The organism is Paenibacillus sp. 1A_MP2 (assembly GCF_052244825.1).
Taxonomy (GTDB): Bacteria; Bacillota; Bacilli; order Paenibacillales; family Paenibacillaceae; genus Paenibacillus; species Paenibacillus vandeheii.
This window is the reverse complement of the sequence record NZ_JBQQCS010000001.1, coordinates 899,470-912,758: the sequence shown is the minus strand read 5'-3', so window position 1 is coordinate 912,758 and position 13,289 is coordinate 899,470. Positions and strand designations below refer to the sequence as shown.

Sequence of the window (13,289 nt, the reverse complement as noted above, 5' to 3'; positions counted from 1 at the left end):
CATCCTTAGGTCTAGGATGAGGTGTTTTGATGTTTGGAAAATGTATGGCATTCTTCCAGGACTACCTGCCATAGGTTTTTATCTTTTATCGTCCGCGACGAGAATCGCGGCGGTCACTCTTGGCTGGACCGCGTCCTGCAGAGTCCGACCGACCTGCGCGCCCCTGCTTGCTTGGGCCGCCTTCACTACCGCGCCCGGAGCTGCGCTTGTCGGCGCTACGGCCGCCCCAGCCGCTGCTGCGCTCATCGCTGCTGCGACCTGCACCGCGCCCGCCTTGACTCGCTGTGCTGCGACTGCTGTCGCTGCTGCGCGCGGAACCACGGCCTGCGCTGCGCTCGTCGCCACTGCGGCCGCCACTACGACCACCGCTGCGTCCGCCTTCACCGCCGCGGGAACCACCACGTCCGCCACGTCCGCCTTCACTGCGGCCAGTACGACCTGCGCCGCGACGGGCACTGCCTGTCCCGGCGGAGCGTCCGCCAGAACGTTCTTCATCACCCTGACTGTTGATGGAACGTCTATTTGCTCCAGTTGATGCTACCGGACCTTCACTTGTCCACTGGATACGGGAGAGCTTCTGATTAGTGCCTTCCTCAATACGAGCAAGCTCAGGTCTGTCGTGCTGTGTTGCAAATGTCACGGCAAGGCCCGTGCCGCCAGCACGACCCGTACGGCCAATCCGGTGGATATAGCTTTCCGCATCATGTGGCATATCGTAGTTGAATACATGCGTTACGCCTTCAACATCCAGTCCGCGTGCCGCAACATCCGTAGCAACGAGGATTTGCAATTTCGCGTCGCGGAATGCTTTCATTACGTTCTCACGCTTGGATTGAGACAAATCACCATGAAGTTCATCGCTCGCATAACCTGCTTCACGCAGATCTTCATTCAGCTTGGATGCACGGCGCTTGGTGCGGCAGAAAACAATCGCCAGGTACGGGCGATACGTATCAATCATGCCGCGAAGTGCCTCAAGTTTGCCACGATCCGTGCACTCCAGCACCTGCTGACGAATCTGATTGATCGGAATCACGGACTTGGAGGATACCTTCACATCCTCCGGGTCTTTCATGTAGTTCTTCGCCAGGTTGCGAATGCCTTTCGGCATCGTTGCCGAGAACAGCATCGTCTGCCGTTTGTGTGGCAGTTCACTAAGGATAGTCTCTACATCATCCAAGAAGCCCATGTGCAGCATTTGGTCGGCTTCATCCAACACCAGTTTTTTCACATTGTCCAGCTTCAACGTGCCACGACGCAGATGGTCCAGGAGACGTCCCGGCGTACCAATCACGATCTGTGTACCGTTTTGCAGTTTGCGCAGCTGTTTGTCCACATCTTGTCCGCCGTATACCGCGAGAACGTGCAGCTTATCGTCGTTTGCAGTCAGCTTCTTCGCTTCTTCCGTAATTTGCAGCGCCAGCTCACGCGTAGGGGCAATAATCAGCGCTTGCGGCGAGCGGTCGGATACGTTAATTTTCTGAATAATCGGCAGCAAAAAAGCGAGCGTTTTCCCTGTACCCGTCTGCGCCTCTGCAATAATATCGCGCCCACCCAGCAATACCGGAATCGAACGCTCCTGTACCGGAGTCGGCACGGCGATGCCCTGATGTTTCAGGATCTCGCACCATTCCGGGCGAATGCCCAGTTGTTCAAAGTTTGCCAATCGTTACACCTCTGTATATTCATTTAGATAAGTCCATTTCATAATTGCTTTCACTTGGCTTCAATCAAGACTAGTTTTCCGTATATCAATCATGATTATGAAATGAATTTTTTAAAAAGCAATCGGTCCGTTGCTCTTCTTCTCCATACCCTGTAGTTTACACGTTAGTCAAGCAAAACAAAAGGGGATTGAACGTTACTTTCCTGCATTTGTCCACAATTGTCCCTGATCATTGTGTTTAAAGCGTTAACGAATCGTACACACCTTATACTGTGGTGATGGTACCCTTTAAAATTGTAACGAATTCCAGCCACGTTATTCCAAGCTGATTTAACGAGAAAATGCAGATAACGAAAGAGGCCGTCCCGTCATGATCCTTCATGACTTGCAGGACAGCCCCTTATCATTCATCCATGTGACTCATCTAAATTCATTTATCTACATATTAAGCTCACTTGTTCATCTGTATAAGTTATTAGGAACCGTGCCCTTGTGCCGTAGCAAATCCGCTCTTCTCAAGCAAACGGGAGCTTTCCTCGTTCAGTCCACGCAGATGCACCGTTTTGCCCAGCTTCGCGTATTTGAATTTCACTTTACCAATGGCAACAACCGCCGTGTTATCCCAAATATGTGAGCCTCCAAAATCAATCGTGATCACCTCCGGGTCTGCCTCCGCATTGAACTCATCAACGAAACGAGCGGATGAACCGAAGAAGAACGGTCCGTGAACCCGATACACCTTCTGCCCTTGTTCCTGATTGGCCTGCACGCGAATCTTGGTCTGTTTCCAGCCAAAATGCAGCACACTGAGCACAACGCCGACCATAACACCAATCGACAGATCATGGGTGTAGACCACAATCGCTACCGTAACGACCATAACGATAGCTTCCGCCCGTGGCACACGCGCAATATTTTTGATGGAGCTCCAGTCAAACGTACCGATGCACACCATAAACATGACGCCTACGAGCGCACCCATCGGCACCTCTTTCACCACACCACTGAGCAATAATAATAATATGGCCAGGAAAGCCCCAGCCGTAAATGTCGATAATCGACCTCGGCCACCTGACTTCACATTAATAACCGACTGTCCGATCATCGCACAGCCACCCATGCCACCGAAAAGGCCATTAACAAAGTTGGCAATCCCCTGACCACGCACTTCCCGGTTTTTGCTGCTCTTGGTCTCGGTCATTTCATCCACAATCGTTGCAGTCAGCAAGGATTCCAGCAAACCTACCAGAGCCAGCGTGAACGAATAAGGAAGCAGAATCATTAGGGTATTAAGGGACCAGTCGATATTGGGCAGATGGAACATCGGCAGGGTACTCGTGAGATTCCCCATATCACCTACGGTTTTGACATCCAGATGTAACAGCGCCGTAATGATCGTCATGATCACAATAGCAATCAAGGGCGCCGGAACGCTTTTGAAAAAACGCGGCAAAATATAAATGATCGCCAGCGTAACCGCTACCATCGCATACATGATCCAATTCGCACCTGTGAAGTGGGTCAGCTGTGCCATAAAGATCAGAATCGCCAGGGCATTCACAAACCCGGTCAGTACCGAGTGGGGCACAAACGTAATAAACCGTCCAACCTTGAAAATCCCCAGAATAAACTGAATGATACCCGTCAAAATCGTAGCGGCAAACAAGTATTCCACGCCATAATCCTTGACGAGTCCGACCATCAGCACCGCCATGGCACCCGTTGCCGCCGAGATCATACCTGGCCTTCCACCCGCAATCGAGATCACAATGGCAATTGTAATGGAAGCGTACAAGCCGACCATCGGATCAACGCCTGCAATGATGGAGAAGGCAATGGCTTCCGGAATAAGCGCCAGCGCTACCGTAATGCCTGCCAGCACGTCACCGCGAATGTTACCAAACCATTGTTGTTTTAACGTATTCATATGTCTCTTGCCGTTCCTCCTACGTGTATAACTTCAAATTTGTCTTCTCCTGATTTGCAATGGAACGGTTCGTCACTGATCAACCACGACAGACAGCACAAAACAGCGGAATACCCTCCCGCAAAATGAATCTATACGTGCCTGAATTACATGATTTCCCATGATTTAGCTAAATTATCCGACATCAGGTCGGAACATGTCATTATCCGTTCCAGTGAGCACCACGTAATTCCATTGCTACTTCCAGGTTTCTTGCCTTCGAGACATCGTGAGCCGATCATAATGCCTCTTGGTTTTTCCCTCTCAGAAAAACCGGGTCCGTTAATGTACTGACCTATTATTATAGACATAGAAAGCGATATGTACTAACACAGTTTAACTGAAAAATCAGGAGCAAATCTCGTATTTTCTTAAGCTTGCGTTATTTTACTCCAAGATACTCTTTCTCAAACAAACTTTTCTCAAAAAATCTGTTGCGACTCGACTCTATCCTTTAGCCTGACGGTTTTTCTTTATTAAAAAAATGACCAGATAAATTATAGCTAAGATTCCTGTAGCTGCTAGACAAACCATTATGGCATTCATGGTTATGGTCCTAGCAATGATATAATACGCAAAAATGCCGGTTAAAAACGATAAAATCAAGTTACTACGCATCTTTTTCAAACAAACCTCACCCTTTCAAAAAAAATAACCCGCAAAGATCCTTTAAAAAAAGTCTCTTTACGGGTCTTGTTGTTATTAAAATCTTCCCGATTTGAATATCGAATACAGCAGGAAGGCCACCATCAGAATCGCCACCAGGAATCCAATCTCAATGACCGGAATATCCCACAGCATGGTTGACTGGTGACTGATCGAAGAACCGATGATCAACCCGACCATAATGATACAAAATGCGAGCAGAACAATACTGAAAGACAGCCGATTACTGATCTGATCCATTCTTCGCATGAGCGCATCCAGTTCAGGTACACTGATCTCCAGCCTTAGCTTGCCTTTACTGATGATGGAGGAGAGCTGTCTTAGCTGTCCAGGCAGACCCATGACACTCTCAGCCATATCCGCAGCACTGCGGAACAGACGATTCTTGATCCTTCCGGGATTGAAGCGTTCCTTGATCAGCTTTCGACCAAAGGGTTCTGCCATATCCACAATACTCAACGTAGGATCAAGGTGTTCGACGACGCCCTCCATCGTGAGCAGCGATTTACCCAGCAGCAAAATGTCGGCAGGCATCACAACCCGGTGTCGCTGGGCCACGCCGAACAGGTCATTCAGCGCTTGACCTACGCTAATTTTGGAAAAGGGAATATCGTAGTATTTGCTGCGGAGCTTGTCCAGATCGCTATGAAGCCCACGCAAATCCATATCATCCGGCATCATGCCCAGCTTCTCAATCGCCCGGATCATGCTGTCCGTATCCTTGCGCATCAATCCGATAATGAGCGAAGCCAGATGCTGCTTCATCTCATCACTCAGGCTGCCCACCATGCCGAAGTCGATAAAGGCAAGCCGGCCATCCTTCAACACCATCAAATTGCCCGGATGTGGATCAGCATGAAAGAATCCATGAATGAAGATCTGGTTCAACAACGAATCCACCAGTCTCTGCGCAATGTTATTCAGATCATGCCCACGTTTAATCAGCTCGTCACGATCATTCAGCTTAATGCCTTCGATGTACTCCATGGTGAGCACACGAGAAGAAGTTTGATCCCAGTAGATCAGCGGTATTTTCACTTTGTTATCCTGCTGATATTGCTGTGCAATCTTTTCCGTATTACGACCCTCGATCGTATAATCCAGCTCGGCCATCAGTGCCTGGGCGTACTCTTCTACCATTTGCGGGATCTGATATTGCTTCACCCAATCCCAGCGCTTCTCCGCCATAGCTGTCAACTCTCGTAAAATATCCAGATCGCGCTGAACAATACGCGAAATGCCAGGTCGCTGGATTTTAATGGCTACCGCCTCACCGCTCTGAAGTTTGCCCAGATGCACCTGTCCGATACTAGCCGCAGCCACAGGGGTATCCTCGAACCGGGAAAAGATCTCCTCCAGCGGTGTATCCAATTCCTGTTCCAAAATACCCCGTGCCGTCTCCGAGGAAAACGGCGGGACCTGATCCTGCAGCTTCACGAGTTCGCGGATGACAGACTCCGGCAACAAATCCGCCCTTGTGCTTGCGAGTTGCCCCAGCTTGACGAAAGCCGGCCCCAGCTCCTGCAGCACAAGTCTAATGCGCTCACTCAGTGTTTTGGTAGTGGGTGCCTCACGCGACATCCATCGCCGGGGTATGGCCAGCAACTGGAACAAGCCCAGCTCCTCGACCATATAACCGAAGCCATGACGCACCAGCGCCATGGCAATTTCCCGGTATCTGCCGACATGTTTGATTCGCACAGCCATCTACTCGATCTCGTTTCCTTTGAGAGGAGGAACTTCAAGTGGAGCTGGGGATACATCAGGTTGAAGCTGTGGTGTGTGACCCAGTTCCGCAAGCTTTTTCTCAAGGACGGTAACACGCTGTTCCAAACTGGTTACATCACTCTCGGATGGAACGCCCACTTCCTGAAGGACACGCTTGACCTGTTCGTGAATCATTCTCTTGAACTGGCCCTGCTCTTCATCGCCCCGTTCCATCAGCCGTTCGACCAACGCTTTGGATTCACCGGGCGCAAGTTCCCCGCGCTTGACCAGATCATCCACGGTTTTCTCAATTTTCTCCTTGCTTACAACAGTAAGACCGAGCCCTAACGAGATCGCCTTTTTGAACAAATCGCTCATTCTTGTCATCCTCCTCTTCGTTGATCTCTATAGTATACCCCTTAAATCACCTACTCACAAAAGAGACGGTCCGGCTATACGTAACGCGCAGCCCATTTTCCTGCCTGCAAAATTAACTGACGATAGGTTTCATGTGCAAAAGAAGGTACATGATGTCCCGGCATAAGGTAAACTATGCGTCCAACACCATATCTATGTGCCCAAGCTGCGGGCTTCGGCCCTTCTTCGGATTGATACTCAAGCAGAACTTTCGTTTCGGCAAATGAACCGAATTCGAACTGATAAGGCTCTTCTTCCATCGTAAAGCCCGAAATACCTTCAGTCACCGGATGACTCTCCGCCGTTACTGTGAACTCCAGTGGTGCATATGGTGGATGATGCAGGAATTTGGCACCGACCATCTGCTTCAGCTCATAACGATTTTGGAGCGAAATTCCGTTATGTATGATGACCAGTCCACCACCATTACTAACATAGGACAATAAGCCTGCTGTCTGCTGTGGAGAGACTTTCCCCTTCCAATCGTCCATGTAACAGATACACACATCAAAGCCGGTTATATTTTCTTGCAGCAGCATGTTGCGATTCTCACTGCATTGCACAGTCATAGTATCGTGAAAAATCCGACTGATCTCCGCGTCCACACCTTGCAGCGGATGCCAGTCCGGATGAGTATAATCACCAAGTAATAACGCTTTTTTACGATGATCCATCATTAAAAACTCCTTTCAAATTACCTATAACAGAATTACCAAGGAAGGGTGTCCCCCTTGTAATCTACATACGCGGGCTGATCTCCCCTAAACTCCTTATGGCGATCAATGAGTGCTGTAATATACTGAGCCGATTGATCTGGCGTAAGATCTGCAGCGGTATTCAATTCCCCGCTCATATAACTCTGTACCCAGCCGGGATGAATCAGCATCACCTGCCCACCCTCATCCTTCAGACCATTATGCACCAGGCGGGCCTGCATATTTAGCGCAGATTTGGACATGCAATAGGCAAACCATCCATCTCGGCTGCACTGCTCAATACTGCCTGCCTCCGAAGATATATCGACAATCAGCTTATTTGTCCCTTGAAGAAGGAGGGGCAGCAGGGCATGAGTCACACGCAATGTCCCCAAGGTATTTACATTGAATACTTCTGCCATCTCCGCCATGTTTAACGGTCCGCGGATATGATCCGTAATACTTCCTAGTATAGCCGCATTATTGATAAGCATATCCAAATGCTCTGTATCCAGCTTAAGTGTCTCCGTGAACAAAGCTACAGATAGATCATCCGCAATGTCCAGTTCGATGGCGCGTAAATGTTTCGGATAGGCATCCGTCAGAAGACGAATCCCTTTGGACTCTTCCATGTCCAATCCTGCCGCATAGACGATATAACCTCTCTTCAGCATCTGCGCCGTCAGAGCCAACCCCAGTCCCCGGGCCGCCCCGGTTACACATACGGTTTTCATCATGCTGTCCCTCCCTCGCAAGCTTAATCTGTCTTTAATTCATTCCACATTATTATCCAAAAACCTTTAATTATGAATGGGTACAAGTAACTTCACGACCAAAGTCTCAGGAGAATCCCTATCCATCAGAGTCGTTCAGCTTATATAAAATGTCCTTCACAGAAACAGGAAACAAAAAAGTTCTGACCCCTATCGTCGGATCAGAACGGAAAACACTTCGTCATCTTAATTACGTTTCATTTAATGTTTCAAAATGAGTCTAGGCGGGATCAATATTAAGGCAGAAGCTGAGCCTTGTCCGCAGATCTGGCAGCGTAATAACGCCCCAGTTCAACAATGAGGGCCCCCATCTTCTCATCTTCCGGGACCACAAGCGCCTCAATACCTTCTTCACGCATCGCGTTTGCCGTAACCCTGCCTACCGAAGCGGGCACCACACCTTGACGGAAGGCTTCCTGCATGGGTCCAAGCTTTCCCTTTGACGCCGCATATTCGACCAGAAACCGTACTTGCGGTCCACTTGTAAACGCGACCGCATGCACCTCATGCCGCAAAATTTCATTTAATAGCTGTTCCAGTTCGCCCTCTTCCGGCGGGACGTGGCGATAAGGGAGTACCTGACGAACCTGAGCGCCCTGATCCTCCAGCCATCTGACCAGCTTCGGTGCCGTCTCCCCGTGCAGCTGCAACATTACCTTCTTTCCCGCAAGATCATGAGGAGCGAACTCCCGAATCAACCCGTCTGTGCTGCCATCATCATCCCGCACCAGCGGAGTCAATTTACGCTTTCGCAGAGAATTAACAGTTTTGTACCCTCTTGCTGCAATCATGGAATCCGATAATACGTCCAGCAATTGATCCGCGATTTCCATATCCTCAGCCATATCAAAAATAGCATCCAGTCCCATCCCCGTCGTCAATACCGTCCAGTCTGGCGGGTCCGATATCCAGGATACCAGTCCGTCCCGAATATTACGGTCATCCAGAAAAACAGTTCCCTGTGCAGGTCGGACAAGCGGAATACCGCCCATTTTCTCAACCAGCAAGGACATCTCTTTGGATTTCCGTGGTCCTGTCAGTGCTACGCGTATACCCGCCAAATGTTGAGCCATCTATGTTCCCCCGTTTATTCAGCCGAATGTCATCAGTCTGACTACAGTATACAGGGTACTTCTTTGGAGGGAAACCGAGTTTCCCCGCTTTTCGGCCGTTCATCTATAACGATTTTTGATGGGATATATCAGGAAGGCTGTAATTCTCCACCCTGTGGTCCTTCACGTTTCCCTTTGTCAGACTCATCTCGTTCCTGAGCTGCTCTTTCTTTTTATCCTCTTTTGGCTGCTGCTTTTGCTTCTGATTATCCCCTGCCCGTTGATCATTCCTGTCTTTTTTGCGGGGGCGAAGGAACACGAAGAGTATGATGGGAAATAACACCTCGAACACAATCCCAATCCATGTCCACTCCCTTGTAAAACGAAAGAGCTCAATCGCATTTTTAAAAAACCAGAAAGCACATACAAAACCTACCAAAGCCACGGGTCCCGTCATCACTTTACCCGAAACCTTCGGAATCATTCGCTTCAGTCCCCAACAGACAAAATACAGATCGAATGCGATCTTTGTAATCAATGTAGGTAGAGTTACCGCTGCTAGTGCAAGGTCAAATCGATCAAGGAAATCACTAATTTGCAGCTGCCTTGCAAGCTCGTAGGAAGGATACACCAGTCTGGATGCGATCGGCACTCCCACCGCCAGGATGGTTTCGACAACAATCAGCATCATTAACAGAGCCGCTACCGTAATCCCCCACAAGACCGACTTGAATCGAAAATCACTGCCTTTAATTACAAAGGGGACTGCAATCATCTCACCGAAAAAGGAGAATATGTACCAGCTTCCCTTCCCAACACCGGCAACATCGATGTCAAAATACGGCATGAGATTATCCATGTTTATTTGCTGAATAAGCATGAAAGGCAATATCAACGAATTTAGCAGAAACAACGTAACATACAGCTCAGACATGCCAATTAAGGATCCTAGCCCTCCCCTTACGATAAAAACAGCCATCAGTAACAGGGATACTACAATGATAGATAGAGGCGTTGTTTCTAGCAGTGTGATACTTACGTAATCTCCGATGAGACGGATATCACGGGCAAATATAAAGAGAAAAAACAGGATGTACAGCAAGCCTGTCACACGCCCCAAAAAAGGAAAACGTCCCACCAGCGATTCAAACAGATCCTGATTGGGGAATCGGCGCTGAACACGGCTTAACATCCAAAGTGATGCTACCGTGACAAAAAACACAGGGATGTAGGATAAATAAGCATGCTGTTCAGCATAGTAAATGGCTTGCGCATGGGGCTGCATCAACGTACCTGTAATACTGAGCAGCATGATGAGCAGCACCAACTGACGACCGGTCACTCCCTGATTCATGCAATACCTCCTTTCTATCTTATCTTTCAAGCTTCGAAATTTGTTGAAGTAGCCTTAAGGTAACGGCAGCCAACGCTGAATCAAATGGGTAAGCCATGTAGTGACAAAGACTGTTTTGCTCAAATGCGTTACATAAAACCAAATCCCGGCGCTGATTACGATCAGACCGTAGGCTAACCAGCGATTAATAGCCGCTGCCTGCTTCAAATGTTTGAAATCCATAATAATTACGGCAACGACTACACCCAAATATGTGAACAGCAGCGGCTTAATCATGGACGATATCCTCCTCAGGCAATCCAAACGGTTTGTTGATAACCCCTACATTTTCAATAACAATATGTGGCTCCACACTAACTTTCACATCCGGATAAATGTCATCCCAGCGATCCTTTAACTTGTCCCACTCTTTGGGCAATTGCTGATGAATGGAGCGACCCAAACCCAAAATATCGGCAGGATATTTCTTCTGAATCAGCCTTACCCCCTCCAGAATGTCATCTTGGATTTTCTGATGTATTGCTTGATTCAGGTTCTTAATCTCTTGCTCTCGCAGGTCGCCGTAGTTCGACTCGTTGTCTACAACAACTCCCTTGGCATACAGTTTAATCGTCACCGATACTTTTCCATTTTTGATATGAGGGTGCAATGAGGAGTTGTTTTCGTTCAGTTTAATAAAAATATCACCACTCCCTCGAGGAGCCTTGACCATAATTTCAGGCTCGTTAGCTTCACCCATAGCCAGTATAAGTGCACCAGCAGGCTCTTTTTCAATCATGCCTATCAGTTTGTCCTTCTTAAAAATAGCGATTCCATCCAACTTGATGTTCGTCTTAACGTCCTTCCAGTTGCCCGGCACATTGTCAACGGTCGTGGCAACAGGTAGAAACGGCTCCACCCCTTCGGAAAGAATCGCATCCGTAAAGGTTTTGAGAGTACGCGGTTTGCGCATATTCAAGAAGCACAATTCCCGTACCATTTCGGAAGGAAACTTCTCAATCGGTGCATCGGTATCCAGTACCTTGAATGCCGGGCCTTTGGTGATAATCGGCAAAGCAGAGAAACGATTCAACGGGTATCGTGTAAGCAAGTCCAACATAGAAGCAACGCCATCACGGGCAAGCTCCTCTCCAATCAATATCGTACGCCGATGGGCATAATAAAGTTCACGAGAGAGCGCTTTTTGACCTTCAATAGACGTTCCGCGCAACGTTTTGGCTGTATTGGACAACATGAACCAGGATTTGTCACCACTTGTGCCTCCACCGCCACCCTCACTCCCGGAGGAACCGGATTGACCGGGCAGAGCAATTTGCAAGCTGGATCTGTAATTACCATCCTCCTTATCGATAGCCAGACCAATGACAAAAGCGATATCATTAATCTCCTTCCGATCCCAGCAACCTGATATAAAAATAGTACATAGGAGCATAATGGCCACAGCATGCCGTTTGTGGATAAAGAACATGTGCTTACCACCCCTCCTCAGCTTCAGGTGAGCCATTAATTTTCTCATTCATACGCTTCTGGTCACGGTGCACCGTTGAGGGACGATGGATCATTTTCCACCAAGGTACACGGATGACAATATCCTTGGTATCTTTTTTGCTATACGGACTTAGACCGGTCAGATACGGCACGCCGAAGGAAGTCATTTGTGTCAAATGTACGGAGATCAGCACCAGTCCAATCACGATGCCATACAAACCAAGCGCCCCCGCAAGCAGCATGATAGGAAAACGCAGCAAACGAACCGTAATGGCAAAATTAAAGCGAGGGATCGTAAACGAAGCAATCCCTGTCATGGATACGATAATAACCATGGGTGCAGAAACAATTCCCGCCTGAACAGCTGCCTGTCCAATGACAAGAGCCCCCAGAATACTGACGGCCTGACCTACCGTTTTGGGCAACCGGACCCCGCTTCTCGTAAAGCCTCGAAGGACAGCTCCATAATGAGGGCTTCGACCAATGCAGGGAATGGAATAGCCTCCCTTGCCCCCGCAATACTCAGGATCAGTGTTGTTGGTAACATATCCTGATGAAAGGTCGTAATAGCGATGTAGAGCGCCGGCAGAAATAGGGCGATACCCACAAACAGAAAACGAATCCAGCGCAACAGATTACTTATAAAGAACCGTTCATAATAATCCTCACTGGCCTGCAGCATCTGCCACATTGTGATCGGGCCAATGAGGGCAAATGGAGTGCCATCCACAAAGATGGCAAAGCGTCCTTCCAGCAGGTTTCCTGCCACTGTATCGGGGCGTTCGGTATAATGCATCTGCGGAAAAGGAGAATAGGGATGATCCTCAATAAGTTCCTCAATATATCCCGTTTCGAGAATGCCATCGATTTTAATTTTGTTGAGACGTTCCTTGACATCTTTAATCAGCTTGGGATCGGCAATGTCATCGATGTAAGTCAGCACTACATTGGTTTTGGTCTCAGTTCCAATCGTCATGCTTAACATCTTAAGCGCAGGTGTTTTGAGCTTGAAACGAAGCAGAGCTGTGTTCACACGCAATGTCTCCGTGAACCCTTCACGTGGCCCGCGAATAACCGACTCCGTCTGGGGTTCCTCGACACCACGCCGCACACCGCCCTTGACGTTGAAAAGCCAGGCCTCCTTGCTCCCGTTGATTAACAACAGCGCGGAGGATTCCAGCACTCCCTCCGCTGCGGCTGCCCAGGAATCCACTTTTTTCACCTGCGACAAGGCGATTCTTGTGTCATCGAGAGGAGCAACAGGCTCATCGGTTCGTTGCTCAATCAGGCCGCGAATCAGAGGACGGAGCATATGCTCCTGAATATCTGCTGAATTCACGATACCTTCGATGTACACCAGCAGGCCTTCCACTTCAGGTGTAATTTTGACATTGCGGAATATGACATCCGAACAATCCGAGAAAATGTCTTCCAGTGCCAGCATATGGCTTTCATGTGAGAGGCCTATCGGCTGCCGCAAAATAGGGGGAGACGGCAGCCCCAAA

General features: G+C 48.7%; 10 protein-coding genes and 1 pseudogene. All 11 read right to left on the bottom strand.

Annotated features, from left to right (window positions below; all coding sequences use genetic code 11):
- Positions 1 to 85 precede the first annotated feature (85 nt).
- Positions 86 to 1,666, bottom strand: a complete 1,581-nt coding sequence (locus ACTWJ7_RS04570) for a DEAD/DEAH box helicase (protein ID WP_301880280.1) — start codon at positions 1,664 to 1,666, stop codon at positions 86 to 88.
- A 475-nt stretch (positions 1,667 to 2,141) separates the two neighbouring features.
- Entirely contained in the window at positions 2,142 to 3,593 is a 1,452-nt protein-coding gene (locus tag ACTWJ7_RS04565) for a SulP family inorganic anion transporter (protein WP_301880281.1), read from the bottom strand.
- Between the two features lie 741 nt (positions 3,594 to 4,334).
- Positions 4,335 to 6,005: an ABC1 kinase family protein gene (locus ACTWJ7_RS04560; RefSeq protein WP_079347775.1), complete on the bottom strand. Its 1,671-nt coding sequence runs from the start codon at positions 6,003 to 6,005 to the stop codon at positions 4,335 to 4,337.
- Positions 6,006 to 6,383 (bottom strand): phasin family protein, encoded by a 378-nt coding sequence (locus ACTWJ7_RS04555; RefSeq protein WP_024632799.1) that lies wholly within the window; start codon positions 6,381 to 6,383, stop codon positions 6,006 to 6,008.
- A 74-nt stretch (positions 6,384 to 6,457) separates the two neighbouring features.
- Entirely contained in the window at positions 6,458 to 7,096 is a 639-nt protein-coding gene (locus tag ACTWJ7_RS04550) for a ThuA domain-containing protein (protein WP_024632800.1), read from the bottom strand.
- 35 nt (positions 7,097 to 7,131) lie between these two features.
- Entirely contained in the window at positions 7,132 to 7,854 is a 723-nt protein-coding gene (locus ACTWJ7_RS04545; RefSeq protein WP_024632801.1) for an SDR family oxidoreductase, read from the bottom strand.
- Positions 7,855 to 8,126: 272 nt separating this feature from the next.
- A complete protein-coding gene (locus tag ACTWJ7_RS04540) occupies positions 8,127 to 8,963 on the bottom strand; it encodes a uroporphyrinogen-III synthase (RefSeq protein ID WP_301880282.1) in 837 nt (278 codons plus the stop codon).
- A gap of 103 nt (positions 8,964 to 9,066) precedes the next feature.
- Entirely contained in the window at positions 9,067 to 10,296 is a 1,230-nt protein-coding gene (locus ACTWJ7_RS04535) for a GerAB/ArcD/ProY family transporter (protein ID WP_443145162.1), read from the bottom strand.
- 54 nt (positions 10,297 to 10,350) lie between these two features.
- A complete protein-coding gene (locus tag ACTWJ7_RS04530; RefSeq protein ID WP_301880284.1) occupies positions 10,351 to 10,572 on the bottom strand; it encodes a hypothetical protein in 222 nt (73 codons plus the stop codon).
- Complete coding sequence (locus ACTWJ7_RS04525) at positions 10,565 to 11,764, bottom strand: Ger(x)C family spore germination protein (RefSeq protein WP_301880285.1); 1,200 nt, start codon at positions 11,762 to 11,764, stop codon at positions 10,565 to 10,567. Before ACTWJ7_RS04525 ends, ACTWJ7_RS04530 begins: the two co-directional genes overlap by 8 nt.
- A 4-nt stretch (positions 11,765 to 11,768) precedes the next feature.
- A pseudogene (locus ACTWJ7_RS04520) lies at positions 11,769 to 13,228 on the bottom strand (spore germination protein).
- Positions 13,229 to 13,289 lie beyond the last annotated feature (61 nt).